This window comes from Mycolicibacterium obuense, assembly GCF_055397605.1.
Genome location: NZ_AP043663.1, coordinates 29,864 through 55,758, shown reverse-complemented (window position 1 = coordinate 55,758; position 25,895 = coordinate 29,864). Strand labels below are relative to the sequence as shown.

Sequence of the window (25,895 nt, the reverse complement as noted above, 5' to 3'; positions counted from 1 at the left end):
ATCAGCACACGCTCCGCGACACACCGGCGAAGCCGTTGACATGCGCATGCGAACACGATGAAATGAACAAAGTTCCTCCTGAGTGGATCTGGTGAAGGTTCCAAGGGAACGAGGTCGCCGCGAATTTGCGGCGGACGGAGAGCCGGGTTGCCGCCCGGCTTTTCCCGTTTCTTACGGGTTTCCGACGAAAAGTGCCTTACGTCAACAGTTTCTGGAAGCTTCTCCTCCTCACTTCGCGACTTCTGGATGGATCCTGGGCGCACCGCGGGCGGCGGCGCGATCTAGCGGCACAGGTCTATAGCGTCCTTGTCGCAGCCGTCGTGGCCGATCTGGATAAGACGTGACCCGGCCTCGGACAGCGAGACATCCCAGTGCTGCGCACGGTCGTAGATCATCTGGGCCACATGGGGTGGCAGCCGCAACTCGACCCGGACCCGCTCCCGCACTCTGGTGGGTGGTCTGTCCATTGCCCGCCTCCGCTCGATTGCCGGTAGAGCACCGGCACGGCCTGAAGCTAAACCGGTACTTGCGATAATCGCGGTAGCCAGCATCTGCGCGTGTCTGGGCATCCGGCGCATCCTGAACTCAAAGCGGCACCCGCCAATTTCCCTCTGCAGGAAAGGTTTCCACTAAAGGTAATGTCGGCAGCAGGCTGACGTGCAGCGGAGTCGAAAGATGCCGGTTACGAAATGCAACACTGCCCGCCGCAGCAGAAGCGGGACCCGGAGATATCAGATCCCAGCACCGCCGCCATAATGTGTTGTACATCACACTATGGTCAGTAGGGTCACGCGCCAACGGTTTTCCGCGGAGAACCGCCCTGTCCTAGACGCGTAGCCCCTCAGTTCCCGTTAGCGTCGCACAATCATCAACGCTGCTGATCGACCGTCATCCACAGCAGCACGTCAAGGATCCGCAGATTCGACACCGCAGCAGGCACATTCGGGACAGCGCTGCGGATCTGAGTCAACCAGGTCCATATCGCGCGATCGTCGGCGGCGAGGACCGCTTGGAACTGTCGCCAGTAGTCAGAGGTGTCCAGTCCGGTGGCCTGCTCGACGAAGCTGTCCCAGATGGGTATAAGCCGTGGACGTTTGGCTGCGATCAGCTTGCTGGTTCGGGTTCTGCCCATTCCGTCGTTGCCTCGGCGGAGCAATTGCCACAGCAGGCTGGCAGGCCCACCGGGCACAAGGTCGTTGGGGTCGATGGTGATGATGTCGACGTCCACCGGGATTTGGTGCAGCAGAGCGGTGATCTCGTTGGCGTCGCGGCTCAGGAGGCGGATCGCCGCTTGGGCAGGGATGTTCACGCTGAGCATCGAGGCGGCGGTGAAGTCCGCGGGTCCAATCGAATTGGGATCGCTGTTCAGCGCGGCCATTGCCTCGAACTGCGACCCTGAATAGGCCGGTCGTCCGGCAGCAGTGACAGCGTAGTAACGCGTTAACAGTTCGACGGCGTCGTCGGTACGGCGCTGCACCACAACTTCGGGCCACCGATGACGCCACTGCGTGTATTCGAACTCTGCCATTCTGGTTCTCCCCACAGACAACGCTCCGGTGGTAGGTAACCACGGCGGGCCGACACTGACGGGTCGGTTGCGTCCAGCAGAGTGGTGTACGAGTCGGACCTGATCAGCGGTACCGGCGTGTCGTAGCCGAGTGATTGAAGGTCATCGCGTGATTCTTCGAGGGACCGACCAAAGTCACTCGAGCAAAGAAGGAACACACGCGATGACCACTGCCCACAATATCGACCTGCCCACCGTGCTGGCCGAACGACTCACCACCACCCACCCCGACGTCCTGCGCGAGCTGCTCGCCACGTTCATCCACACCCTGATGGGCGCCGAAGCCGACGCCCTGTGCGGCGCCGGATACGGCGAACGCAGCACCGACCGCACGAACTCCCGCAACGGATACCGGCACCGCCAATTCGACACCCGCACAGGCACAATGGACCTCGCGATCCCCAAGCTGCGGCAGGGTTCCTACTTCCCGGAGTGGCTGCTGGAACGCCGCAAGCGCGCCGAGCGGGCCCTGACCACGGTCGTGGCGACCTGCTACCTGCTCGGGGTGTCCACCCGGCGAATGGACAAGCTCGTCGAAACCCTCGGCATCACCAGCCTGTCGAAGTCGCAGGTCTCGGTGATGGCCAAGGAACTCGACACCGCGGTCGAGGCGTTCCGCACCCGACCACTGGACGCCGGCCCGTACACGTTCGTCGCCGCCGACGCCCTGGTCCTGAAGGTCCGCGAAGGCGGCCGCGTCGTCAACGTGCACGCGCTGATCGCCGTCGGGGTCAACAACGAGGGCCACCGCGAAATATTGGGCATCGACGTCAGCACCGCCGAAGACGGCGCCGGCTGGCTCACGTTCTGGCGATCGCTGACCGCTCGCGGCCTCTCCGGGGTCAAGCTGGTCACCTCCGACGCTCACGCCGGGCTGGTGGCCGCGATCGGCGCCACCCTGCCCGGAGCTGCCTGGCAGCGCTGCCGAACCCATTACACGACCAACCTGATGGCGCTGACCCCGAAGTCGTCGTGGCCGTGGGTGCGTACCTTGCTGCACTCGGTGTTCGACCAACCCGACACTGAATCGGTTGCCGCACAATATGATCGGATCATCGACGCGCTGTCCGACAAGCTCCCGAAAGTCGCCGACCACCTCGAAGCTGCCCGCCCGGACCTGCTCGCATTCACCGCGTTCCCCAAGGCGATCTGGCGCCAAATCTGGTCGAACAACCCCCAGGAGCGACTCAACAAGGAAATCCGCCGGCGCACCGACGTCGTGGGCATCTTCCCCGACCGCAACGCGCTGATCCGCCTCGTCGGCGCCGTGCTGGCCGAACAACACGACGAATGGGCCGAGTCCCGTCGCTACCTCGGCCTGGACGTCCTGAGCAAATCCCGAGCCGCCCAGAACTCACCGACCGAACAGGAGGACGTGCCAGCGGCCCTGACCGCCTGAACCATCACCTCGAAGAATCACACGACGACGTCGTACACCACGTCCCGGGACTTGACCGACGGGTCTTTTCCTCATCGGCGCTGCGTCATGGTGATTTTGTTGCCCTCGGGTCCGAGGTGCGCACGAAGTTCGGCAGGTCGCAGGTCCACGGCGCTCCGACGGCGTCCAGCCGCGTAACGGTGGCCGAAATATCCTCGACCACGAAGCCTAGTTGCAACTGGCTCACCGGGCGCCGCGCAGTCGCCGGCCACAGCTGCAGCCCCAGTTCGCCGTCGTAATGGCGTGGCTGTTCCGGCTCCTCGAGGCAGTACAACGCCAATCCGATCGCTTCGTAGAATCGTGCGGCCGCATCGACGTCGCTGACGAACAGCGTCAGTTTACGAAGATCAACGGCCACGGGCGATGCTGAACCACTCGATCCGATAGCAACGGGGATTCACTTCAGGGTTCCCCTGTCTGCCGATCGCGATCGAGCAGCTGCCAATCGCTGGTCCAGGAAATCTTGGGCTGCTGATCCGCGTACATGGTTGGCGATCGCAGCCACCTCGCCCACTAGTGCCAGCGCCACCGCTTTCCACCGTCCAGCAGTGTCTATCTCGTCGACGACGGCGACGAAGTTGTCCACAGCACCGCAATGAAATGCCGACACCAACCGTCGTGCGGCGCTCCAGTCATCCCGCATCGGCGCCCCCTTTCCCCAGTGACCGCATCGGGCACCGTACCGGCCAGGACCGACAGACCTCCGAGCTCAGCTTTGCCGCGGTTGCTGCCTTGCGAGATATGCCTTGACTGCTGCACTACGACGATGGTCAGCCGGAACTACCCTGCCTGCCAGCTTGGCCGAGGCTTTCGTGGCTCGGCGGCCAGCGTTCCGAAGGGCCTCGTCCGACACGACCACCTTCTTCGGTGTTCGTTGTGCCACACAACACCTCTGTGAGTCAGTAGGAAGAGCCGACGTTACCCCTCGCGAACGAGCCCCGCTGCCCGACGGCACTCGTCAAGGACTCATTAGTCAAGGACTCATTACGAGTCACTCACTGAGCACCGCAATGGATTGCGGCTCACCGGCGATGCGTCTGACCGTCGCCCGCTGCGCTTCGGTCAGCATGTCCTCGGTATAGCCGTCGATCGCGAGAGCCCACCAGACCGTTGCGACGTTGGGGCAATTCGGGCAACAGCGGGGGCCGACGACGCCGAACTGGCCCATCCGCGGTGGATAGTCCCACCCGAGGTTGAATGCATCACCCGAGGTCAGGATTTCCTCGACCCCGCATACTTCGCAGATGTGCCGCCACTGCGGTTCGCTGTCACTCACATGCGTCAGTCTCACCCGCAGGGGTGACACGTGAAAGGCAGCGGCCGCAGCCCCCTGCTGTTCGCCATCCGGGTTCACGGCACGATCTGAATATCCGACTCGTATCTCCTACTCTCACAGCGGGATACTCGCTTGGCCTGTCGCGATAGTCTATCCCCGTCCGGTTACCTAAGGGCGGTAACACATCGCAACGACCGCCTCGCGCGACCAACGCCGGTACCCTGGGTTTCGGTTGAGGCAGTCACGAGCTAAGTCAGAAGGAGGTGGGGACGATGGCGTCCGAAACGCCTCCGACATCACGCGAGTGGCGGACATGGCCTGACATAGCCGAATTATTCGATGGGCCAGAAGATCCCGGCTGGAACGTAGACCATGACCGGGTTGATCACGACGTCCGCGATCCAGATAGCGACCATCGAAGCGGCACTTAATTGCGTTAAGTGACGCGAAGATGCTGTCACGGCCGTCGGTCGGTCCGTTGCGTCGACGTCGGCCATCCAGCGCACGTGGGCTCAAGACCCGGGGGCAGAATTGTGAAAGGCCTGTCGCCCCGGTAGTACAACGCAGTTCCGCGCGCAGCAAGCACCTCGTTTCGCATCGCTGTCGACAGTGGCCGTGGTGTGGTCACTGCGTGAACTTCGGGTATCGGTAGACGCTGGACCGCAAGACACAGGCTGTGTGGACGATTCGGGCTCGTGGAGTGTCTGCTTGGACGCCGACGGAGTCGACGCGGAAGATCATCCGCCCGCAATCCAGCAGTCTGGCCAGCCCAGGTCGACCGTCCCGCGCGCCCGGCATCTGATCAATCCAGATACGTTCCTGCGACATAAGGCATAGGGCGGACAGCTGCATCTTTGGTGACTGATGGAGGTTGGAAACGCGGGCGAATCACAGCAGTGCCATCGAAGCGTCACTTTTCCAGATATGTCGTTTGCTCTGCCCACATTAGAGCCTTGGCGGGTCAGATTTAACTCTAGCGCGTCTTGTTCGTAGGTCGGGCAACTGGTGGAGCGGATAGTTCTGAATCTCGCCGCGACGCGGTATACGCTCGGACCGACTGCTCGCAGCTTCACCAAGGACGTGCGAAACCTGAAGGGCGAGTGCGGGCGTCACCCCAACGTGAGCGCCTCAACTCCTCGACTAACAAGTCATAGCCGACGACCACCTCCGAAGTAGGCCGCGGCTCTTGACGGCGCAGCACCACGTCTGCGCTGTGCATCGGAGGCGCGCCAAGAAAGGCGTGAATTCGGGCCAACGTGGATGCCTTGTCTGAACAGATGTCCTCGTAGGTCACCTCTAGCATCCTGTCCCCGAAATCCGTTCGCACCTTGCTGATGAAGGCCGCAACGTTGTCGAAGTAGTCGAGGCACTCAGCCGCGCTGAGCGCGACGACAGGAGGGAGGGCGTAGTCCGCATCCAATAGGACCTGCCATACCCCTGTCGCTTCGGCCTGCTTCTTGGATCGAAGAGAGTCGAGCATGTTGGTCCTGACCAACAGGACCACCCTGAGGTTCGGCGTGGCCGACAAGTGATGCCACAGGTTAACTTCTGGCAGCATCTGCTCATCCAAGATTTTTAGACCGCGAGCATAGACCTCCCCCTTCTGGCCTCGGCCAGGTGCACGTCTCAAGGCCCAACGGACGAGAGCCCACGCCGTTGCGCCTGCAGGACGAGAATCGGGGGGCCAGCTGGTGTCGTCATTGTTGAGCACCTCCCCGTTGCTGATGATATTCGGGTGCCTGTTAAGTAGTTCCACCAAGTGCCATGATCCAGTTCGAGCCGTTGCGAGCACAACGAAAGGAACCGGAACCACCATGACCTCCTGCTCGATGTCTGACCCAGCGTGCTGATATGACAGGTTCAGCCAGGTCTGGCGGATACAGCATCCGAGCCGAGTGCCGCGTGATGCGGTATGGATCACACGTCGCGTTGTATCTCGTAGGCACGTTGCAGGGTGACATTAGCGACGTCGATGCCCTCGACCTCCGCCTCGGCGGCGTGGAACACAGCGTTCGGATTTTCGTGCCCCCGCATCATCTCGCAGACTCCATTCGCGACGACGAAGGAGCCGGCTTCCGCCTTGCCGCCTCGCTGCAATCGATTTCCGCCACTGACGGCGCCGAACTCGTAGTGCGCGTACGAGGGGGCCACAGATACTTTATCGATCTGAATATCACGCTGCCTACTTACCAGGACGCTGACGACTCCGCCGGAGCCATACCAATGGCAGCACATCGCGGTCGAACGCGTACTGAGAGCACCGTTAAAGTAGCCGTGGTTCCCCACGCCGAGGGGCCCGGCGGAGCCCAGTGGTGGCTCGGAGAAGTCACACGCCGACTCAGGACCGTTCGAGGAGCCGAAGTATGTGAGCTGCCACCATCCAGGGGCCCCGGAGGAGAGCTAGGCCTCTACGCTGCGCGAACCGATGCCGACTTCGCCGAAGCTGTCCGGCGCGCGACACGCGGGCTTGAACGCGCAACGCCCGATCTCGTCCTTATCAATACTATCGAGGGCTTGGCCACCGCGGAGGCATGCCGCCGGCTTGGCGTGCCGTACGCCTGGGCCATCCATGAGAGTTATTCCCCGCCCGTGCTTTGGTCGTCGGTTTTCGAGTTCGCTCCGCCCGGACCGACCGCAGTCAGAGCTTTAGACGAAAGCCTCGCCGGGGCCAGCCGACTACTATTCGTCTCGTCGGAGACTCGCGACCGGCTTTCCGCACGGCACGGTCATGCGACGGTTGTGAGGTTCGGGGTCGCAGCTCCAAAATTTCCGCACGCGCGTGTGGAACGTCAAGTGTGGGGGGTGCCTTCCGACGCTATTCTTGTTTTATCCGTGGGCACTATCGAAGAACGCAAGAACCCCGGTCTTCTCATCGCAGCCATGGGCAGGGCACGTCGAGCTCTGCCGAAGCTTCACCTACTTCTGGCAGGTCCCGGATCGATGGAGTACGGCATGTGGTTGAGAAGCTCCGCGGACCGAGTCGGTCTCGGAGACGGGTACACCCAGGTGCGCCAAACCGTGAGCGTGCAGGAACTCTTGCCGATGGCTGACCTTTATGTGTCGGCATCAGACGTGGAGTCTCGGCCCGTAGTCCTGCTGGAGGCAATGGCGGCGATGGTCCCGGTCGTAGCTGCCAACGCCTGCGGTGTGGCTGAAATCATTGAGGACGGCGTCGGCGGAGTCATCACTCCCCTCGGCGATCTCGGCGCCCTAGCCCGTGCAATCGTCACCCTCGGTTCTAACCAAGCTCTCCGCTACTCGCTTGCTTTCGAGGCCTATAAAAGGTCTCGGTCGATCCCGGCAGACTGGGCCGACAAAACTGTGGCAGCAGTCATGTCTGCGGTCGAGTGATGATCAGGAATCGACTGGGCGTTCGCGCCCAGTTCCGCCGTCGCCGTCGCAGGCTGGCCCTGGCCCTCCGCGTACTTGCGGTGCGGTGCCGAGTAAGGACACTGAAGCGGCCAGGGAAGAATCGCCAGCGTTCGAGAGTGAACGTCGCCGTCATTGTCAGGGACGGCGAACACTTCCTTGACATGTTCTGCGACCACTATTTACAGCTCGGAGTGGACCGCATCACCGTACTCGACAACGGCTCGGTCGACCAGACCGTGGCACTTGCCTCCCGCGCAGGCGACCGCGTCGAGGTGTTGCGCTGCCACCTCCGGTTCTCAAGCTGGGAGACAGCCATGAAGTCGTACCTGCTGAGACGCGCGGGGCGGAACCGAAACTGGGTCCTGCTCGTGGATATAGACGAGTTCTTTGACTATCCGGGAAGCGACGTCCTTCCACTCACGGACCTAGTGACCGAGCTGGAGTCGAAAGGATTCAGCACCATGACGACGCATCTGCTCGACGTTTACCCTGACGAGCTCAACCCTAACGACACCCGCGTCGACCCCGCGACGCACAGCAACTATGAGCTCCAGGATGTGGTCTCGGTGGACTACTCCGAGTTCGCCATCAAACATGAGTTGTGGGTCGACGACTCGAGAGCAGGCGGCTTGGTTTTCCAACTCAACGGGTTCAGGCACAAATTGCTGAAATTCGACCGCCCACTGTGGCTTACGAAGCACGCGCTCGTGCACCCGGTAGCGCGGGTCTACCTCAGTCATCCTCACTTGGTTCAAGGGGCCACAGTCGCGCCGACCAGTGGCGTTCTCGTCCATTACAGCCTGACCGGAGGCACGGTTGAGAAAGCGAGAGCAGCCATGGAACAACGCCGATACGGTTGGAGCGCGCAGGACGAATATTCTCATTATTTGTCTGTTCTCGACAGCCAAGACCGAGTACAGCTACGAAGTCGGTCCAGCAAGGTCTACGCGAGCGCTGACCAATTGGTGAGCGATCAATTCCTCCAGCTCGGAGTAGATACCGACGCGCTCATCCAAGAGCGCCGAGCCAACCAGGTACGAGACGAAGGAGAGCGCACCGATGGTTGACGTAGGTTTCCTCGGAGCCGGATACATCGCTCGTCGACACGCCGCTGCCGTCACGGCAGCGGGGGGCCGTGTGGCCCTAGTGCACGACGTGGACGGTGCGCGCGCCCGGTCCTTCGCCGACGCCCACGGAGCAGCAATCACCCCCTCTCTCGAGAACCTGATCGAGTCGGCACCCGACGCCGTGTTCATTTGCGTACCACCCGACAGCCACGGCGCATCTGAGAAGCTACTTGCCGACCACGGCATTCCCTTTTTCGTCGAGAAGCCCCTTGCTCCAGATATCGAGACGGCCAGCGCGATCGCGCTATCGGTAAAAGATGCAGATCTCCTCACCTGTGTCGGCTATCACTGGCGGCATATCGACAGGTTGACCGAGGTTCGTTCGCTGCTCGCAGAACGTCCGGCACATCTAGCCGTGGCACAGTGGCACGACGGATTTCCCCTCGTACCATGGTGGGGCTCACGGGCAAGATCCGGCGGTCAAATGGTCGAGCAAGTCACTCACCTGGTGGACGCTTGCAGGCTGCTCCTCGGAGAAGTGACGACGATTAGGGCCATGGAGTCCCCGGCATCTCCTGAGGCAGGGCGGCCGGCGGGGGCTGACGTGGCGAGCTCATCTGCCGCGCTGGCGAAGTTCGCCGGTGGGGCCATCGCGGTCTTCGCAAGCTCATGCACGATGCCCCGACGGCACAACGTAGCCATTGAACTCTTTTGCGAGGGACGCTCAATCTCCCTCTCAGAGGAAGCGGTGACGATCTCCGAGGGAGCGCAGAGGACCCAACTGACCGTGGACAACGATCCCTTCCTCACTCAGGCCGAGGCGTTCTTGGCTGCGGTCGGAGGTGGTCCGCGGGACTCTCTTGTGTCCTACGGCGAGGCCCTCCTGTCTCATGAGGTGGCGGTCATGATTTCGACCGCTGCTCAGGAGTAGATCGCGTGGAGATCGATACCGAATATGTAGTCGTGGAGGGACCAGGCAGGGTCGGCATTCACGCGGCCTCTGTTAGCACTTCACCTTCGACCATCCTCGTCACGACGTCCTTAAGTGGCATCTCCCTTGGAACCGAACTGGCGATCGTGTCGGGGGCACATCCAGCACACACCAGAGGGTACGACTGGCGTCGGGGTCTGTTCGGGGCGTCAGAAACTGTGGCGCCATACCCGATCGCCTCACTGGGCTACATGCAAACGGGAGTTATCACCTTGTCCGGCGACAGTGGCCTAGCCGTCGGTACTCGGGTCGCCATGGCCAGCGGTCACCGAACGGCCCACTTGGCGGTTGACGCCACGGGCCTTACGCCTCTACCAGATGAGTTGTCGAACGAAGCGGGCCTATACGTGTCCACACTCGGTCCTGTCGCAGCCAACGCTCTCCTCCATGCGGCGGTTGTCGAAGCTGGAAGGTCGGTCGACGACCTGGGGCGGGGCGTCAAAGGAAAACGAGTCGTCGTCCTTGGGGGCGGCGCGGTCGGCATCTTCGTGGCGTTGATGTCGGCCGAGCACGGCGCGTTGTCGGTTGTCGTCGTCGAGCGTGACCAATGGCGGAGGTCGGTGATCGAGTCGCTCGGGCTGGAGACCTTCGATGACTCTAATGCCGACGCTGGTGGTGAGTTCCGTACACGCTGGAGCAAGCACGCCGACACCCCGGGAGGGGCGGATGTCGCCTTCCAGACTCGTCCGATAGCGACGAGCGTTGGCGCGGCCCTCCGCTCCGTGAGGCCAGCGGGACTAGTAGTGGATCTCGCCTTCCACACCGGTTCCGCATCTGGGTTGTTCCTCGGAGAGGAGTTTCATCACGGATCGATGTGGCTGGTCTCCGCGCAAATAGACCGACTTCCCTACGGCACGGAGACCCTCTGGTCGCGCGGCCGCCTGGCGCGCGAGACTCTTCGGTTCCTCGCAGCTCATCCCGCGGCCGTTTCGGGACTCATCACTAAGCGCGTGCCGTTTGCTGAAGCTCCGGCCCTTTTTTCCGAGCTGTCGGCCAACAGCACACGCCAGTTGACGCCGGTGCTCACGTTTTAACCGCTCGGTGGATGATCGCGTCGAGCTCACCGAGCATGCGTTCGACCGTGAATTCTGAGGCGACACGCGCCCGTGCCGCCTTCCCACGCTTCCGGGCCTCGCTCCCGTCATCCAACACCTGGTCGATCAACGCCGCCTGAACTTGTGGACTGTGGACGGGATGTATCCAACCTTCTAATCCGTCTCTCACCAGATCGGGATTACTGGCCGCATCGGATGCGACGATCGGCTTGGCGGCCGCCATCGCCTCGAGGAGGGCGAAGCTCGCACCTTCAGCGATCGTCGGGTGCAGGACAATGTCTGCGCTCGCGATGAGGCCGTCGACGTCTTCGCACTGCCCGAGAAACCGGACCTGGTTCTCCACGGACAGCTCTCGGGCGAGATTTGACAACCTCTCGCGGTCGTATCCCTCGCCAGCGAGCCACAGCACCGACTCGTGCTGCAGCAGAGAGAGCGCTCGGATCGAGTCCTCTTGCGCTTTCCAACGTACGAGCCGTCCGATTTGGAGCAGGACGGGACGGTCGTGGGGCCGCTTGGCGGCGGCAATGTGAAGTACTTTCGTCCCGTTGGGAATCCACGTGATGGCGTCAATCGGGATGTCAAAGGTCGTTGCCAAAGCACGACGGTTCTGCTTCGACACCGCTACCCATTTCTGGTCGTACGAATTCAACAAATGGTGGGCGCGGTTACGCGCGGCGACAGGGAGCAACTCTTCCAGGTGCGCAAGCTGGAACACCACGGTGGTGGGGGCTATCGCTGCGGCGGCCTCCAAAAGGTCGAGAGGTTCAGGCCCCCCAGGCTCTGCGATAGGCATGGGAAGCACTACGACTACCTTGTCGGGCGCCAAATTGGTGAACAATTTACGGAACCGGCTGATCGGGTCGCGGCTGCCCTTTACGACGTCGAACAGCGCCCGCGGCAGCGGATCCAGGAGCGTACCCATCGTCGAGTCGATTACCGACTGGTGTGCGACAGTCACTTCTGCGCTCTGAGCAATGTGGAACGCAACTGACGCTACGTAACGTTCGCAGCCGCCTACACCCAATGATGGAACCACGATAAGAATGCGCACGATGCGAGGGTATCGGCGCTGAGTTTGCGGGGCGCGCCACCAGAGAGGAAGCCAACGAATGCCCAGCGGGGCTACTAGATTCGATCGATCGACTTCGATGCTTGGGATGGAACCACTCGTGCTCGTTGAGCCGAACATCGACCTAGGCAACGGCCACTGGGCAGACACGGTCGCGATGCTCGCGGCCTCAGCAGTGCAGCAGGGCCGAGCGGTCTTCGTCACAGCACCACGCCCTCCCATTGCGCCGCTAGCAGAGAAGCTGGAGCAGCTCGGCGTCCCGGTGACGACGCCGACTTCGCTCGGGACCCGAGGGCGTCTGTTAGGCCGGGTGGAGGCGTGGTTAGGCCGCCGCGAGGCTGTTCGCCGCAGCCGCGGTAGGCACGGCGCTGCTGAAGATCTCTGGCTAGTGCGCGTCTTAATCGACGAAATCCTGTCCTTACGGCTGGCCCGACGAGTTGGACCCAGCGACGCCACGGTCGTGCTGCTCACCGGTAGTAGTGCGTACGTCAGCCTCGCGGCCTTCATGTCTCGATGTCGACACGTGAGAGTGCTGCATGAGGTACGCACTCCGGTCGGCCGCTGGGGTGCGTATCTGTCCGCGTTGCGTCTCGACGTTGAGGCTCATGTCGGGATCGTCTGTCCGACCCACGGAGTCGCGGCCTCGCTTCCGGCCGTCCTTCGAGGATGTCGAGTCAGCGTTCGGCCCTTTGCTCTCAACGCCGCGGATCTCTACGTCACTGCCGAGGAGCGTGCGCATGAGAGGTCTCGGCGCGGTTTCAGCGACGGTGACCTCGTCGTCGCGGTCGTCGGAGGCTGGTGGCCCGCGAAAGACATGGACATCGTTATCGATGCTCTGTCCAAAGCAGCTCGACCAGTCCGAGCCGTGGTTGTTGGCCACCCTATCGACCGCCAGAAGCTAGAGCCAGTGGCGCGACACATGGGAGACCGCCTCTCGGTTGATGTTCGTCCCCTTCGGTTGGGGGATCTCCGTTCGGTCTACGCCGCGGCCGACGTCACTGTTGTCAGCAGGCACCCCGGAGTCGTCAAGGAGAGTGGCCTGGTCCTGGATAGCCTGCGCTACGGAGTGCATCTCGTCGTAAGTGACCACGACCCCGCCCTCACCGAAGCGCTGCACGGGCTGGATCACGTTACGCTCTTCCGAGCTGGCGACCCTGCGGATCTGGCGACTGCCCTCGACCTGCTTGCCGAAACGGGTACGCGGCGACCTAGCCCCAACGCGGCGACTCGGTTCGGACTCCTGACCGCCGCCGAAGCTATCGCCGCGTTCTGCTCATGGTCGGTTCGTGACAGGAATATCCACTCCGTACCTCCTCCGGACTACCTCGGCGAGTCCATGGAGCGCGAGGTCACATGAGCCTCGATCTTTACGACGAAGCTTACGCCTCGTATGAACGGTCACCCGTTGCGAGGAACCTGTTTAGCAGTGTGCTCGATCCCGATCTCCCGCCCGGAATCGAGCCGTACTCCTTCCTGACTCGTCTGACCTTGGACCTTGTGCAAGCACTCATCGGACAGGTCGAAGTGAACCGCCTTCTTGACCTCGGCTGCGGCAGAGGCGGGCCTGGGCTTTGGCTCGCTCAGCGGAGGGGCTGCGAATTACTGGGGCTGGATCGCTCCCGCGTTGCAGTAGCGGCCGCGACCTCGCGGCGACGCCTTTTCACCACTGCGCTCGGGCGGAAGCAAGCTTTCGTACAGGCTGACCTTGCGGCCCTACCCGTTCGCTCGGGATCGGTGGATGCGGTCGTCTGCCTCGACACCATCCAGACGTTCGATGAGCCAGGACCTGTGCTCGGCGAAGTCGCTCGTGTTCTCAGACCAGGCGGACGGTTCGTGGCCACGACTTGGCAAGCCGTCGACCTAACAGACGTGCGCGTGGCTCAGCGACTGCGAGTCGATCACGTCTGGGAGGCCGAGAGGCACGGTTTCAGCAGTACTCGAGCAGTCGAAATCCCGGAGGCTCACGCAAGAGAACTGGCTCTGGCTCGCGCTGCAGTCTCTCTGAGTCCCTCCCTCATCGAGCAGGAACTCATCCTGCGCCGAGTAGTCGCCGAGGCAATCGAGACACTTGCACAAGAAGGGCTGACGCGACGCATCCTGCTGACAGCAGACACCCCCGTCCCATCCGGTCTCGCTTAGCCCGCGCTTAGCCCGCCCCCCCGTCGGGTCTGGCGACGGTCCTCACTTGCGACAAACAAAGTTGCCGATGACCAGGCAGTCCAGGTCCGTCCGTCGAAAAGTCGCGACGGAGTCTCTGGGGGACGTGACCATGGGCTCCTTCTCGTCGTTGAACGAGGTGTTCAGGATGGCGAGTGAGGAGGTGATCCGCGAGTGCTCCTCTATTGCGCGGTGGTAGTCGGCCTGGAGTTCACGAGATACCGTCTGAGGCCGGATTGAGCCATCAACATGCAACGCCGCTGGCACGCTCGGCGCGAGTTCGCGCCGGAACCGGTCCGCCACGATCATGAAGGGCGCCAGGCGCTGAGACCTGAGTGCGGCAGCCGCATCTTCATCCCGGATCGCTGGAGCAAGTGGGCGCCACCGCTCCCGACGCTTTACATCGTTCAGCACGTTCTTCATCTCCGGCCGAGCGGAAGACGCCAGGATGCTGCGGTGGCCGAGCGCACGCGGACCGAACTCGGCTCGACCTTGCATCCAGCCGACGGTAAGGCCATCGGCCAGGAGGCCGGCCGCGGTGGCGCCGGGATCGTCTGTCTCGGTATAGGAGAGCTCCGCGAGGTCGAGTTCGGTCCTGATCAGTTCATTGGTGAATGCGGGCCCAAGCGATGTGCTCGTAAGGGTTCCCGGCGACGGTTCACCGAAGGCGTGAGCGGCCTCGAGCGCTGCCCCCAACGAGTTGCCGGCGTCGCCGGCCGCCGGCTGGACAAACAGGTCCTCAATCTGCGCCATTCGAGCGATCGATCCGTTCGCCGAACAGTTCAGGGCGACGCCGCCGCCAAGGCAGAGCTGCCCGTGACCCGTAGCCGCGACGAGCCGGGTCACCAGCGTCGTCATCGCAGCCTCCAGCGCGCGTTGGCCCGCCGCGGCCAGGTTGGAACCACGCTTTAGCCCTGGGACCTCGGCGACGTCGTTGATGAGACCTCGATCGCTATCCACGAACCCGGCAATAGAGCCCATCCAGTAGCGGAACACGTCCTCGGGCGTCGACCGCGTCGGGTCCCAGTAGTCAGCTTCGAGGCCTGCCAGCCGGGCACCGTCCTCGGACGTACAGTGTTTGAGCACTTCGTCGACCAGGTGGTCGCTTGCCGCTCCGTATGCGGCCAGACCCATGGTCTTCCCTTCAGCGAACGGACCAAGACCGAGCGTTTCCGTAAGCGCCGAATAGAAGTAGCCCAAGGACCGTGGCAACGAAAGCTGGTCGACCAGACTGATCTCTCGCCCTCGTCCGCAAGCAAGTGTTGTACTGACGCGGTCGCCCCATCCATCGGCGATCAAGATGCTGGCTTCGTCGAAACCGCTCATGCGGAAAGCCGCGCTTGCGTGCGCTAGGTGATGGGAGACGCATGCCACCTGTGGAATCCTCCGAACCCTGAGCGCTCGGAGTACTGAACGCACGCGTGGGCAGTCGTTGAGCGGAGTGTCAGGGTGGAACTGGAACGTCACCCGAGGGTTACCGCCGGGGTGTAGGCGGAGATAGCGAGCATTGTCGACCCACGGGACAGCGACGCAGTCGAGGTCGTCAGGTGAGAGGCCGCTGGCCTCGAGGCAGAATTGGGCGGATCTCACCGGCAGTGCTCCGACGGCGTGCTTCTGACGTGTCAGCCGCTCCTCTTCGACCATCGCAACGACCTGCCCGTCGACCACGATGCATGCAGAGGGATCGTGGTCGCCGGTGTTGAGGCCAAGAATGTTCACATCAGGCACCTCCATCCTTACGTTTCCATCTCTGACTGGCTACGTGGCGGGCAGACGACCTGGATCATCCATTCCCGCACGGAAATATCGCAAGGCGGGCATTTACGCGGTGGAACCGATTGATCATCCCAAAGGGCGAGAGGCCCCGGGTCGCAGATAACCAGTCGCTGGCAATTATTGCTCGCCTTCGACATGGCCGGTGCCACCGCTTCGCTGCAGCCCGCTGCGTTGTCACACCCATGTCCAAGATCCAAGGGTAGGGCCCACCCGTGGGCGCTCTTCTGCAACGCCGGGGATTGGACGGGCCGCTATGTGTCGGAGTTGTGGACTCAGGCAGCATGTTTGCACCGTTGGACTCGTGAAAGGAATCTCCATGAGCAAGATCCTCGTCACTGGCGGCGCCGGATTCCTGGGTTCGCACCTCTGCGACCGGCTTGTCGGCGACGGCCACGACGTGCTGTGCGTCGACAACTACTTCACCGGGTCCAAACGGAACATCGCCCACCTCATGGGAAACCCGATGTTCGAGTTGCTGCGGCACGACGTGACGTTTCCGCTCTACGTCGAGGTGGACCAGATCTACAACCTCGCATGCCCGGCCAGCCCGAGCCATTACCAGCACGACCCTGTGCAGACGACGAAAACCAGCGTTCACGGCGCCATCAACATGCTTGGGCTCGCCAAGCGTGTCGGTGCGCGAATCCTGCAGGCCTCCACTAGCGAGGTTTACGGCGATCCGCAGGTGAACCCGCAGCCCGAAGGCTACTGGGGTCACGTCAATCCGGTCGGCGTGCGCAGCTGCTACGACGAGGGCAAGCGTTGCGCCGAAACACTCTTCTTCGATTACTACCGGCAGCACGATGTGGGCATCAAAGTGATGCGGATCTTCAACACCTATGGCCCACGTATGCTCGCCAACGACGGCCGAGTGGTCAGCAACTTCATTGTGCAGGCGCTCCGTGGCGAGCCGATCACCATCTTCGGCGACGGACAGCAGACGCGCTCGTTCTGCTACGTAGACGACCTGATTGAGGGGATGGTCCGGTTTATGGAAAGCCCGCATACGTTCACCGGACCCGTCAACGTGGGCAACCCTGCCGACATCACCATGGTTGAACTCGCAGAGTCCATCATCGAACTCACGGGCACCGAATCGCAGCTGGTGTTCAAGGATCTCCCATCCGACGACCCCAAGCAGCGCCGACCAGACATCTCCCTCGCTAGGTCCGAACTTGGCTGGGAACCAAGCGTCCCACTCGGCCCGGGACTGACCCGAACAATCGAATACTTCAAGGAGGCGCTCTAGTGAAGCGCGACGGGGTCGACGGCACCATGCAAACTCGCGCCGTGAGTGTAGACCCCAACGCTCGTCCTACGTCGCTCAGCTGGAGGTCGGTTCCCACCCCACTAGCAGCTGCCACGTCATGGAGTCGGCCAGGTACTTCTTGAACTTGGCGAGCATGAAGTCCCGGTAGTTCAGGACGATCCGCAGAGGCCGAGCGAAAACTCCGAAAATAGAATATGGCCCCCGGCCATACCAGGGCCAAGCGCCGGGCCAGACCCGCTCGAAACACGGCGTCATCGAACGGCCGCCGACCGAGGTCAACTCCGAGGGCGTGGTGTACGACGTCGATCGGCTTGACCGTTTTCGAATCCAGATCCCTGTAGTGCGGTGCACATCGTCAGAGAGCAAGCCGTGGAACCCCTGTCGACACTCGACAGCCAATCAGGTGGCTGTCATGTCGGAAACTGTCACGCGGATCTGCGCGGCCAACAGATCGACGTCTGTGCGCCACCGCTGGTGGTGTGTGGCCCGATCGGAGCCACCTTGCTGCTCGGCGTAGTGCAGGTTGGCGGCGTGTAATTGGCGAAGTTGCGTCACGAGCTGCTCGCCGAGTTGCCGTTGGGTTGCGCCTTCGGCGGTCAGCGCGGTGAAGCCTTCAGCCAACGCGGCCAGGCGTGACAACCCCAGCACCGGCACCGGATCACCATCGGCGGCGTAATCGTTGGTGGGATACCAGTCTTCGAACACGGCGTCCCAGCGCGCCAGCATCTCATCGGAGGAGGCGCCGCCGTGATAGAGCGGCGTGAGCAGTTCGAGGAAGGCTTCCGGGGTTTCGGCGCGGCGGTCGACGTCGGGGATGACGACGCGCGGCGCAGCTCTGCCGCGCACCGGCATTGCGGTAATGGTGCAGATGGAGCCGGCACTGAGAACGTTGCCGCGGCTTCCGAGTTCGTCAAGGGCGTGACGCTGCAGGGTGGCCAGTTCTGCGGCGTTGATCGGCCACCAGTGGGGCATCTCCTGTTTGCGGAAATAGGCGGTCATGGTGAGCGCGCCGTCGCGGATCACCATCTGCACCAACGCGAAAGCAGGGAATACACTCATGGGGTCGTTGAGTTCGGCAGCTGGTTTGATGAGGACAATGACTGCCCGACTGGTCGTGTCGTTGGCTCGCAGGTTGCTTATGGCCGAGACGAATTGGCTGGGATCGCTGATCGTGGTGCCGCGGATCCGTTCGCCGTGGTTGAACGTCGCCGCGGCGCCGCGCACGGGGCGCGCCCACCAGTCGACGGTAGCGTGGAACCAATCTTGCATCGTTTGCCGTTGGTCGCCGGCCGCCCCGGTCGGCGAGGTGACGCCGATGGGCGGGTAGTTCTCGGGCAGCCTCAGAGCTGAGGGACCGTCGGCGAATCGGCATACCAGCGGGCGCGGCAGGGCGGTGAGCTGGCCTTGGATGGCCAGGATTTTGTCGTAAACGGCTTGTGCGGTCGGGCCTTCGAGCACCCCGAACCGGATTGCGTCGTCGTTTCCCACCGAATGGGTCTCAGAGGCCAACGATTCCAGAACCATGGGCACGCCGGCGCGTCGGCTCGGCACGAGGGTCGAGGTGATGTCGGCCAAGCGCGGCATCGCGGCGTCGATGGTGATCAGTCGTCCGACGGGATTGGAGGCGGGTTGGCCGTGCCCGAGGGTGGGCGCACTGACCACCAGCAGGCGGTGGGAGGGGGAGCCCGGCGCCGCCCCGAAGGGCACGAAGATGTCTTCGAGTACCCGCTGTTCGTGTTTGTGGCCGTGCAGCAGCAGGTCGAAGTCGTTGCCCGCCAGCCATTCCCGGCACTCACCGAGGTTGGCGATCCCTTCGAATGGCTTGAACTCTTCGGCATCGCTGACCGGACGAAGTTGATGGTGGATCGCAGCGATCATCACAGGGGCCGGTGCTCCTGATTCCAGGATGCGTTGCCGCTCGCGGCGTGCGAGCTGGGAGCAGACTTTGCGTTGTAGGGCGCTCAGGCGGGGCACGTCATGAAGACCGCGGCGCTCCCAAGCGGTGTAGAGCGTGCGCACGGCATCGCCGGGGTGACCCGGGGTCGCCATGAGCGCACGGATCTCGTCGAGTACGGCGGCCACGGCGGGTTCGGTGTCGGTCTGGACACCGCACATGTCGCTGGTGTTCATGCCGATGACGATGAAGCTGTAATCGGGTGCGACCAGACAGGGTTCGGCAGGAGCGTGGTCGGGGGTGACCAGCAGGCCTGCGCTGCCGATGTCTACTCCATCGAGATAGGCTGTGCGGTAGCCGAAGTCGCGCAGTTTGAGGAAGCGCTCATAGCGTGGCGGCGAGTTCGGCGCCGTGCCCCAGACCACGTCATGGTTGCCGGGCACGACCAGGATCCGGTCGGGCGGTGGTAGCACCGCACCGAGTTCGCCGAGCACTTCGGGCAGCAAGTCGATGCCATCTTGGCTGCTCTGCACCGTGACGTCGCCGGTGATGACGACGGCGTCGATGGTTTTCGCCTCGGCCAGCAGGGCCGCTCCCAGGGCGGAGAGGCTCTCCCTGATGGCCGCGGTGCGGCGCTGGCGCTCCTCGGGCAGCACAGCGCTGAGCTTGTAGTCGCCGGTGACGTCGCTGTCGGCATCTGCACCAGCAAGGTGCAGATCGGACAGATGCAAGAGGGTCCCCACAGGGGGCAACAGTATGTGGTGGGCATCGCGGCGGAGCCGATTTTTGATGATGGCCCGGCCAAGCCACGACCTACGCCGGTGTCGCGGCCGCGGGCCGGCGTCGTGAACAGTGCTGCGGGCACCGATGGGCGTCGCAGCGGGGATTGTGCGCACGCGATTGTTTTCTGCGGCTGGCGCGAAGACCGGGGCGTTCGGGGCGATCCGAGGCCTGGTCGTCTCAGATGGTGAGGGGTGCGGTCGGCATGAGCCACTGTCCGGTGAACAGATCCCGCAGCACGGGCAGGTGCTGGTCGCTGCGCACCGAGGTCGCGGCCGGATGGACGAGGCGGCCGCGGCGCATCCCCAGGCCGTCAAAGGCGCTGTGGTGCAAGGCGATGACGTGCTCGGCGCGGCCTCCGGCGAGGAAGTGGGTATCAAGAATCCTCAGCCGCCTCTTGAAATGGTGGGTGAACAGGTCCGCGGAGGTGATCTCGCCGTACTGCAGTGACACGATCCCCGGCTTGTCGGGAGGGAGTTGGCTGGCGGCCTTGGTTCGCGCTGCCAGCGACACGCGAGATGGGTCGTCTTCGCGGGCACTGACCACGACGAGGAGGCGAATACCTCCTGGCGTGGCGTGGCCGGCGACATGGCAGTTGGGTCCGTATCGGTTGCGAACCAGTGTGGCGATGTCCTCGACGCCGGTCAGGGGTGAGCCGTTGGTCGCGGGGGTCGACAGCACCGACGGTGCCAGGACGTCGCGGTGGACGGTGTATCCGCGCCCGCCGATCCGCCGACCGACCTGTGTGGTCATGCATTGACGCATGTGGCCGACAATGGCCAGGTGTTCAGGCCGCGCCGCGGGGAGCCGGTCGGCCATCGTGACGACCACGGCTTCGGCGCCGCCGGCGGGTGCGGCAGACAGTTCTGGCTGCGCCAATCCCGCGAACCGGTAGAAGTCGCGGCGGTGGATTTTGCGCCCGGCGTCCGCCGAGATGGTCTTGCACTCGATGGAGATCGTAAGGCCGTCGCGAACCGCATCAAGGTCGTGGCGCGCCGTTCCCTCCATGTCGGCGAATCGCACTGTCCATCCGGCCGCCTGCAGCTGTACGGACATGCTGATCTCCTGGTACAGATCGGCGAAGCCGCTGTTGAGGCCGCCTCCCAGACGCCCCATGAGCACCCGTTGAGCGGGTGGCGACAGGGCCCGTGACGTCGCCACCGTCGCCTCGGCGAATTCGAGCGCTGCCACCGACCGCCGCGTCAACGTCTCGGGCAGCCGGCCACGGCGTTGCAGGTCCATCCAGCATCGGGCCCACTCCATTTCCACCCAGTAGTGGTCGTCGACGATCTTGAGGTCATAGGCCGCGCTGGTCGTCAACAGCGTGTCTGCTCGGCGCTGCCAGCGGGCGGTGTCGAGGAGGGAGATCAGCGCCGCGAGCGCTCTGGACCAGGTGGCGAGACGACGCTGGTCCACCGGCCTGCCGTGGGCGGGCAATGTGTGCTCGGTGCTCACCTGGCCAGTGTGACGGCAAGAACCGACAGTGTCGCCATGCTTGACATCAATGTCAGAAAAGCTGACACTCGTTATATGCAGGATGACGCTAGCGGTTCGATTTCGCAGGACCTTTCCCATCTGTTCGGACCGTCGGCCCGCGTGCCGGCGGCCTTGCCGCCGCAGCCGGTGGCGGCCGACGTGACCGATGTCAGTGCCACCGATGCGGCGTTGGCGGTGATGGACGTCGCCGTGCTGACCGAAGGCAGCGAGGCGGAGGTCGCGCGCCATGTCCTCGAGCTGGTGGCGGCGAGCCTGCGGCGCCCCGTCACTGAGATCCTCGACGGACAGCAGTACACCGAGCACCTCGAGATCGCACTCGATTCGATGACGGCCGTATTCGTCTGCAAGATCATCGCCGACGCACTCGGTCCCGCACAGATGGACGGGCCACGCGGCAACTGCCAACCCAATGATTTCGCAAGCACGGCCACCGTGGCGAGGTTGGTGTGCAGGTTGCGGCGCGAGCGAGTGCTCGCATGAGGCCGCTTCCGGAGTGCTCATCGCTGGAGCAGGCCTGGATCACGGTTCTCGATGCCGCCCGGGTGGCACCGCGGGGTCAGTTGCTGCACACGGTGGTCCCCATCAGTTTCCCCGGTCTCGCCGACCCGGCGGTGGTCGCGCTCAACGACGCAATGTTGGCTGCCAAGGGCGAGCATCCCGTCGATCGGGTCGCGTCCACGGTATTTCCGTCGAGCAGCTACGCCGACCCAGGGTTCACCTATCACCCGACGATGTCGTCTGAGCAGCTGGCCGTCCTCGACTCGGCGGCGGCCGACCTCTATAGCCGATACCGGACGATGCTCCCGTGGTTGCAGACCTTTGATGGCAACAAACACGGCACCTACTTCGGGCGGCTGGTGTCCTGGCCCGGCAAGGACGGCGACGGCTACAACCAGCTCGAGGCACGGGTTCGGCAGTTGCGCGGCCGCCGCAAGCTGAAATGGTCCTCAACCAACGCGGCCGACCTGACGACCGACGATGCCATCGATGTCCAGGGCGGCATGGGGCTGCGCGAGTACGACGCTCACGACGAACGACCATTCGGGTTCCCCTGTTTGGTGCACCTGGACATCAGCGTCGTCCAAAGCCGGTTGAGCCTGCTCGCCGTCTACCGAAATTGGCACCTCATCACCAAGGCCTTGGGCAATCTCATCGGCTTGAGCCGTCTGCACCACTTCCTGGCCCAGCAGACCGGCTACCCGGTGGGGGAATTGATGGTGCACGCCACCGTGGCCGATGACCAACACGACCTGTTCACCAAGACGGCGATCACCACACTGCTCGACCGTGCACACGCTCACCTCGCCTCCTCCGACCGCGAGCCGCGACCGGGGGTCAACGGCGAACCCACTCTCTCCACTGCTTCCCTGGCTTCCCCGACCGGAGTCGGCAACGGAGGCTCGCAGTGAACGCGCCGCGTGACCCGTTGGCCGAACACCAAGTCGTAGGGGCACGCCTACGGGAGGCACGCCTGGCCGTCGGCCTCACCCAGGCCGACACCGCCACGGCCCTCGGCATCAGCCGCCCCGCGGTCGCAGCACTGGAAAAGGGCACCCGGAAAGTCTCTGGTCTGGAACTGCGTCGGCTGGCACGGCTCTACCAACGCAGCGTGGGCTGGCTGCTGGGGGACGACACTGAGCCGGCCGCCACCGATGCGGTGCTGCAGCGTGCGACGGCCGAGCTCAGTCAACATGACAAAGAACAGGTACTGCGCTTCGCGCAGTTCCTCGCCGCTCAACCCGCGGCGCCGGAGGATGGCACAAGCCCGCGGCCACGACCTCGTCCACCGAGCACTGGAGACCGGCGATGACGCGGCCCAAGCGCATCGACGCTCTGGTTGCGGCCGCTGATACGCTGCACGCACTCGACATCGATCAGGAACGCGCTGTCGATCCGTTCGGCGCGATCGACAGACTCGGTCTGGACCTCGTCATCGCCAAGCTCGACAACCTATTGGGCGCCGTCCTGCCTGACGGTCACGGCGGTGTGCTGATCACCTCGGAACGCCCCGTCGGGGTGCAGCGGTACACCGCCGCCCACGAGATCGGGCACTGGATTCTGCACAGCGACCACCTGCGCCTCGACGGTGCCAGCGAAGTACTTGGCAACCCCACCGCCGAGTGGGAACGACAGGCGCAGCTGTTCGCCGCGTATTTCTTGATGCCGCCGCCGTTGATGGAGGCCGTCGTCGCCCGCCACGGAGTCAAGCGCGGAAACGTTCGCCCCGAACAGGTTTACCTGATCAGTCGTGACGCGGGGGTCAGCTATGAGGCCGCCATCCACCGACTGACCACCATGGAATTGATAAGCCGCAGCGAAGCCGCCGCCCTGCACCGCGTCAGCCGCCTCGACGCCCTCAAAGGCGCCTTCGACGGGCACCGACCCCTCGACGGTTATGCAGAGATGTGGAGTGTCGATGAAACGTTGAACCAAGTCACTCTGCCGGTACGCGAAGGCGACGACGTGCTGATCATGCTGCCTGAAAACCGCACCACCGGGTGGCGGTGGCTTGACGAAACGGCACTGCGTCTCCGCGGAGCGGCCGTGCGTCGACCCAGGCCCGCGGCCCCCCGCCCCGTGGACGGAGGTCATCGCGACCAGCATGCAGACGCCGTAGCTCACTTCGATACGGTGGTGGCAGCTTCCGCCGGTGACGCCCAGCCCGAGCCGTACGCCGACATCGAGTTCCCCCTGACGATCGTCGAGGATGATTTCCGGGTTCGGGGCGACGTGCGAACGCCACGCGAACTCGAACGCCGGCGGCGGGATCTCGCCGGTCGCGACGCCGCGATGCCGACCGGGGAGCCACCGTCCGTTCTGGTCGGCCAAACCGGTCAACGCACCGTCGCGGTGCATTGCGCAGAGCCCGGCCAGTGGAGCTTGGACCTGCACTACACCCACGCCTACGACCCGGCCGCGCCCTCGGCCGCGCACTATCAGCTTCGGGTAGACGTGGAACCCACACCCAATCACGAGTATCGGTTGCGGCGTCTGGCTGCCGACCTCGACACCCGCTTGCCCGGCGATCCGGCCGACGACGCCGTCTTCGAGGTCAAGCCGTGACTACCACTCACAAGAGTCTGTCGCGTCGCCGCGCAAAGGCTCTGCAGCGGTCGGCGGTCGACCTCTCCGACCGAGTCAAGAGTGCGGTGATGAGCCAAGGCCCGCGTCCCACATGCCTGCCGTGCGCGTTGGCCGCCGCGCACGAAGCCGAGCATCCATCGGGCGGGTTTCACGCCGCTATCGAACCTGTGTGGTGGGACCTGAACAATGCAGGCCGCGCCGGGCCCGACGGCGCTCTGCTTCGCGACGCGGCCGACAGCGTCACCCGCGTCGGTCACTGCCCGGCGGCTCTATGGCCCTATAACGAGACGTTGAGTTATCTCACCGAGGATCCCCCGCCAGCAGCAGGCGCCCCTCCTTGGAACGTGGCCTTGGTCACCATATTCAAGCCAGCCCATGACGGCGTGGAAGACGACGTTGAGGACGCCCTGGCCGCAGGGCATCCCTTGATCGCCATCATCGAAGTGACCGCGGCGTTCATGACTCCCCAACCGCCAGACGGCTTCGTGCCAGTGCCGCCGATCCGTACGGCGTCCGGTGGCTATCACGCGGTGCTGATCGTCGGGGCGTGGTCGGATCCCGTGCACGGCCGCGTCCTTCTAGTCCGCAATTCCTGGGGCGAGTACTGGGGTGCAGGCGGATATTGCCTCCTGCCCGTGGATTATCTGAAGAACTACTGTGTTCAGCTCGCCCGGCTGGAGAGTGTGCATGTCTGATCGATCCCTGACTTTCGACGACTATCAACACCTTGCGACGCTCACCGACAAACTTCCCGCTGACGACGAGGACCGGCTGATGCTGCCGCTGCTGGGACTGGTCGGCGAAGTCGGCGCGCTGGCCTCGGAATGGAAGAAACGCCGCCGTGACAGCACCGGATACCACGCGTTCACCGATCAGGTACGCGAAGAACTCGGTGACGCGTTGTGGTACATGGCCATCCTCGCCGAACGGGCAGGACTGCAACTCTCCGACCTCGCCCAGGCCAACCTCGACAAGGTTTCCGATCTGTTTGGCGCCGGTGAGACGTTGCAGCACCACTACGACGACGGCTGCCCCGAGCCGGAACGGCTGCCGCGCCAGTTGACGGTGTCTTTCCGCGAGACAGGCGTCGTCCGCGGTAACCAGCAGGTGCCGGGAATTCACGTCGAAGTGCTCGGCACCGGCGTGGCGATCGGTGACCCACTCGATGACAACAGCGACGTCGAGGACGACTACCGCTACCACGACGTACTGCACCTCTCCCACATGGCGGTCCTCGGGTGGTCACCAGTCATGCGCGCAACGCTGCGTCCGAAGCGTAAACGCCGCTCCAGCCGCGCGGACCGCGTCGAAGACGGAGGCCGAGCGATCGCCATCGAGGAGGGCCTGACCGCAGCAGTCTTCGCCGAAGCTCGAGGTCACTCGTACTTCGCCACCGCCGACCGCGTGCCCGGGGCGCTGATCAAATCGTGCCGCGCGATGACCTCACACCTGGAAGTCGCCGATCGCAGCGCCGGAGACTGGCAGCGAGCCATCCTCACCGGCTACCGAGCTTTCAACTATCTCGTCGCCAATCGCGAAGGAATCGTGATCGCCGACATGGATGCTCGCACGCTGACCTGCGAGGCGCTAGAAGGCTGAGCT

25 protein-coding genes are annotated in these 25,895 nt (G+C 63.7%); 14 read left to right on the top strand and 11 right to left on the bottom strand.

The genetic code is table 11. The annotated features are described in order from the left end of the window. Window positions 1-281 precede the first annotated feature (281 nt). On the bottom strand, window positions 282-467 hold the full coding sequence (locus ACZ50N_RS00260; RefSeq protein ID WP_024445149.1) for a hypothetical protein: 186 nt from the start codon (window positions 465-467) through the stop codon (window positions 282-284). A gap of 401 nt (window positions 468-868) precedes the next feature. After that, window positions 869-1,528, bottom strand: a complete 660-nt coding sequence (locus tag ACZ50N_RS00255) for a DUF6308 family protein (protein WP_464474293.1) — start codon at window positions 1,526-1,528, stop codon at window positions 869-871. Between the two features lie 202 nt (window positions 1,529-1,730). Between ACZ50N_RS00255 and ACZ50N_RS00250 the strand changes: the two genes are divergently transcribed. After that, a complete protein-coding gene (locus ACZ50N_RS00250; protein WP_464473616.1) occupies window positions 1,731-2,966 on the top strand; it encodes an IS256 family transposase in 1,236 nt (411 codons plus the stop codon). Between the two features lie 85 nt (window positions 2,967-3,051). Here ACZ50N_RS00250 and ACZ50N_RS00245 read toward each other — a convergent pair whose 3' ends face one another. The 5 genes from ACZ50N_RS00245 to ACZ50N_RS00225 form a co-directional block, all read right to left on the bottom strand. Continuing rightward, entirely contained in the window at window positions 3,052-3,363 is a 312-nt protein-coding gene (locus ACZ50N_RS00245; protein ID WP_464474292.1) for a VOC family protein, read from the bottom strand. Between the two features lie 39 nt (window positions 3,364-3,402). Next, window positions 3,403-3,648: a hypothetical protein gene (locus ACZ50N_RS00240; protein WP_464474291.1), complete on the bottom strand. Its 246-nt coding sequence runs from the start codon at window positions 3,646-3,648 to the stop codon at window positions 3,403-3,405. Between the two features lie 348 nt (window positions 3,649-3,996). Continuing rightward, entirely contained in the window at window positions 3,997-4,281 is a 285-nt protein-coding gene (locus ACZ50N_RS00235) for a hypothetical protein (RefSeq protein WP_464474290.1), read from the bottom strand. 1,069 nt (window positions 4,282-5,350) lie between these two features. Further along, entirely contained in the window at window positions 5,351-5,851 is a 501-nt protein-coding gene (locus tag ACZ50N_RS00230; RefSeq protein WP_464474289.1) for a sulfotransferase, read from the bottom strand. 347 nt (window positions 5,852-6,198) lie between these two features. Beyond that, window positions 6,199-6,432 (bottom strand): hypothetical protein, encoded by a 234-nt coding sequence (locus tag ACZ50N_RS00225; RefSeq protein ID WP_464475751.1) that lies wholly within the window; start codon window positions 6,430-6,432, stop codon window positions 6,199-6,201. A 72-nt stretch (window positions 6,433-6,504) separates the two neighbouring features. Here ACZ50N_RS00225 and ACZ50N_RS00220 point away from each other — a divergent pair, with 72 nt between their 5' ends. From ACZ50N_RS00220 to ACZ50N_RS00205, 4 genes are all read left to right on the top strand, one after another. Further along, window positions 6,505-7,632 carry a glycosyltransferase family 4 protein gene (locus ACZ50N_RS00220; protein ID WP_464475738.1) on the top strand — a complete coding sequence of 376 codons (1,128 nt, stop codon included), beginning with the start codon at window positions 6,505-6,507 and terminating at the stop codon, window positions 7,630-7,632. A gap of 137 nt (window positions 7,633-7,769) precedes the next feature. After that, complete coding sequence (locus ACZ50N_RS00215) at window positions 7,770-8,720, top strand: glycosyltransferase family 2 protein (protein WP_464474288.1); 951 nt, start codon at window positions 7,770-7,772, stop codon at window positions 8,718-8,720. Continuing rightward, a complete protein-coding gene (locus ACZ50N_RS00210; RefSeq protein ID WP_464474287.1) occupies window positions 8,713-9,651 on the top strand; it encodes a Gfo/Idh/MocA family protein in 939 nt (312 codons plus the stop codon). Before ACZ50N_RS00215 ends, ACZ50N_RS00210 begins: the two co-directional genes overlap by 8 nt. A gap of 407 nt (window positions 9,652-10,058) precedes the next feature. Then, window positions 10,059-10,745, top strand: coding sequence for a zinc-binding dehydrogenase (locus tag ACZ50N_RS00205; RefSeq protein WP_464474286.1), 687 nt, complete (start codon window positions 10,059-10,061; stop codon window positions 10,743-10,745). On the opposite strand, the gene ACZ50N_RS00200 is transcribed toward ACZ50N_RS00205, so the two are convergent. Then, entirely contained in the window at window positions 10,735-11,817 is a 1,083-nt protein-coding gene (locus ACZ50N_RS00200; RefSeq protein WP_464474285.1) for a glycosyltransferase family 4 protein, read from the bottom strand. The two genes, ACZ50N_RS00205 and ACZ50N_RS00200, sit on opposite strands and share 11 nt — an antisense overlap. Window positions 11,818-11,923: 106 nt before the next feature. On the opposite strand from ACZ50N_RS00200, the gene ACZ50N_RS00195 reads away from it, so the two are divergent. Both ACZ50N_RS00195 and ACZ50N_RS00190 read left to right on the top strand, forming a co-directional pair. After that, the gene (locus ACZ50N_RS00195) at window positions 11,924-13,192 is read left to right on the top strand and encodes a glycosyltransferase (RefSeq protein ID WP_464474284.1); all 1,269 of its coding nucleotides are present in this window, start codon (window positions 11,924-11,926) and stop codon (window positions 13,190-13,192) included. Continuing rightward, a complete protein-coding gene (locus ACZ50N_RS00190) occupies window positions 13,189-13,974 on the top strand; it encodes a class I SAM-dependent methyltransferase (protein ID WP_464474283.1) in 786 nt (261 codons plus the stop codon). Before ACZ50N_RS00195 ends, ACZ50N_RS00190 begins: the two co-directional genes overlap by 4 nt. A gap of 42 nt (window positions 13,975-14,016) precedes the next feature. On the opposite strand, the gene ACZ50N_RS00185 is transcribed toward ACZ50N_RS00190, so the two are convergent. After that, window positions 14,017-15,720, bottom strand: coding sequence for a carbamoyltransferase family protein (locus tag ACZ50N_RS00185; protein ID WP_464474282.1), 1,704 nt, complete (start codon window positions 15,718-15,720; stop codon window positions 14,017-14,019). A gap of 364 nt (window positions 15,721-16,084) precedes the next feature. On the opposite strand from ACZ50N_RS00185, the gene ACZ50N_RS00180 reads away from it, so the two are divergent. Beyond that, on the top strand, window positions 16,085-17,017 hold the full coding sequence (locus ACZ50N_RS00180; RefSeq protein WP_464474281.1) for a UDP-glucuronic acid decarboxylase family protein: 933 nt from the start codon (window positions 16,085-16,087) through the stop codon (window positions 17,015-17,017). Between the two features lie 420 nt (window positions 17,018-17,437). Here the strand turns inward: ACZ50N_RS00180 and ACZ50N_RS00175 are convergent, their stop codons facing one another. Continuing rightward, window positions 17,438-19,675, bottom strand: coding sequence for a metallophosphoesterase (locus tag ACZ50N_RS00175; RefSeq protein WP_464474280.1), 2,238 nt, complete (start codon window positions 19,673-19,675; stop codon window positions 17,438-17,440). A gap of 217 nt (window positions 19,676-19,892) precedes the next feature. Then, window positions 19,893-21,167 carry a hypothetical protein gene (locus ACZ50N_RS00170; RefSeq protein ID WP_464474279.1) on the bottom strand — a complete coding sequence of 425 codons (1,275 nt, stop codon included), beginning with the start codon at window positions 21,165-21,167 and terminating at the stop codon, window positions 19,893-19,895. A gap of 36 nt (window positions 21,168-21,203) precedes the next feature. Here ACZ50N_RS00170 and ACZ50N_RS00165 point away from each other — a divergent pair, with 36 nt between their 5' ends. From ACZ50N_RS00165 to ACZ50N_RS00140, 6 genes are all read left to right on the top strand, one after another. Further along, on the top strand, window positions 21,204-21,689 hold the full coding sequence (locus tag ACZ50N_RS00165; RefSeq protein WP_464474278.1) for a hypothetical protein: 486 nt from the start codon (window positions 21,204-21,206) through the stop codon (window positions 21,687-21,689). Next, on the top strand, window positions 21,686-22,618 hold the full coding sequence (locus ACZ50N_RS00160) for a thymidylate synthase family protein (protein WP_464474277.1): 933 nt from the start codon (window positions 21,686-21,688) through the stop codon (window positions 22,616-22,618). The genes ACZ50N_RS00165 and ACZ50N_RS00160 overlap by 4 nt, the downstream gene beginning before the upstream one ends. Continuing rightward, window positions 22,615-23,019, top strand: a complete 405-nt coding sequence (locus tag ACZ50N_RS00155) for a type II toxin-antitoxin system RelB family anti-toxin (RefSeq protein WP_464474276.1) — start codon at window positions 22,615-22,617, stop codon at window positions 23,017-23,019. The genes ACZ50N_RS00160 and ACZ50N_RS00155 overlap by 4 nt, the downstream gene beginning before the upstream one ends. Continuing rightward, on the top strand, window positions 23,016-24,272 hold the full coding sequence (locus ACZ50N_RS00150; protein WP_464474275.1) for an ImmA/IrrE family metallo-endopeptidase: 1,257 nt from the start codon (window positions 23,016-23,018) through the stop codon (window positions 24,270-24,272). The genes ACZ50N_RS00155 and ACZ50N_RS00150 overlap by 4 nt, the downstream gene beginning before the upstream one ends. An 89-nt stretch (window positions 24,273-24,361) precedes the next feature. Next, entirely contained in the window at window positions 24,362-24,988 is a 627-nt protein-coding gene (locus ACZ50N_RS00145) for a C1 family peptidase (RefSeq protein WP_464474274.1), read from the top strand. After that, window positions 24,981-25,892: a nucleoside triphosphate pyrophosphohydrolase family protein gene (locus tag ACZ50N_RS00140; protein WP_464474273.1), complete on the top strand. Its 912-nt coding sequence runs from the start codon at window positions 24,981-24,983 to the stop codon at window positions 25,890-25,892. The genes ACZ50N_RS00145 and ACZ50N_RS00140 overlap by 8 nt, the downstream gene beginning before the upstream one ends. Window positions 25,893-25,895 lie beyond the last annotated feature (3 nt).

What these genes read in the sequence shown, in the direction of transcription:
- ACZ50N_RS00165 (WP_464474278.1), top strand. Translation starts at nt 21,204, where the DNA reads ATGCTTGACATCAATGTCAGAAAAGCTGACACTCGTTATATGCAGGAT.
- ACZ50N_RS00190 (WP_464474283.1), top strand. Translation starts at nt 13,189, where the DNA reads ATGAGCCTCGATCTTTACGACGAAGCTTACGCCTCGTATGAACGGTCA.
- ACZ50N_RS00150 (WP_464474275.1), top strand. Translation starts at nt 23,016, where the DNA reads ATGACGCGGCCCAAGCGCATCGACGCTCTGGTTGCGGCCGCTGATACG.
- ACZ50N_RS00250 (WP_464473616.1), top strand. Translation starts at nt 1,731, where the DNA reads ATGACCACTGCCCACAATATCGACCTGCCCACCGTGCTGGCCGAACGA.
- ACZ50N_RS00180 (WP_464474281.1), top strand. Translation starts at nt 16,085, where the DNA reads ATGAGCAAGATCCTCGTCACTGGCGGCGCCGGATTCCTGGGTTCGCAC.
- ACZ50N_RS00145 (WP_464474274.1), top strand. Translation starts at nt 24,362, where the DNA reads ATGAGCCAAGGCCCGCGTCCCACATGCCTGCCGTGCGCGTTGGCCGCC.
- ACZ50N_RS00195 (WP_464474284.1), top strand. Translation starts at nt 11,924, where the DNA reads ATGGAACCACTCGTGCTCGTTGAGCCGAACATCGACCTAGGCAACGGC.
- ACZ50N_RS00255 (WP_464474293.1), bottom strand. Translation starts at nt 1,528, where the DNA reads ATGGCAGAGTTCGAATACACGCAGTGGCGTCATCGGTGGCCCGAAGTT.
- ACZ50N_RS00260 (WP_024445149.1), bottom strand. Translation starts at nt 467, where the DNA reads ATGGACAGACCACCCACCAGAGTGCGGGAGCGGGTCCGGGTCGAGTTG.
- ACZ50N_RS00140 (WP_464474273.1), top strand. Translation starts at nt 24,981, where the DNA reads ATGTCTGATCGATCCCTGACTTTCGACGACTATCAACACCTTGCGACG.
- ACZ50N_RS00220 (WP_464475738.1), top strand. Translation starts at nt 6,505, where the DNA reads ATGGCAGCACATCGCGGTCGAACGCGTACTGAGAGCACCGTTAAAGTA.
- ACZ50N_RS00210 (WP_464474287.1), top strand. Translation starts at nt 8,713, where the DNA reads ATGGTTGACGTAGGTTTCCTCGGAGCCGGATACATCGCTCGTCGACAC.
- ACZ50N_RS00160 (WP_464474277.1), top strand. Translation starts at nt 21,686, where the DNA reads ATGAGGCCGCTTCCGGAGTGCTCATCGCTGGAGCAGGCCTGGATCACG.
- ACZ50N_RS00240 (WP_464474291.1), bottom strand. Translation starts at nt 3,648, where the DNA reads ATGCGGGATGACTGGAGCGCCGCACGACGGTTGGTGTCGGCATTTCAT.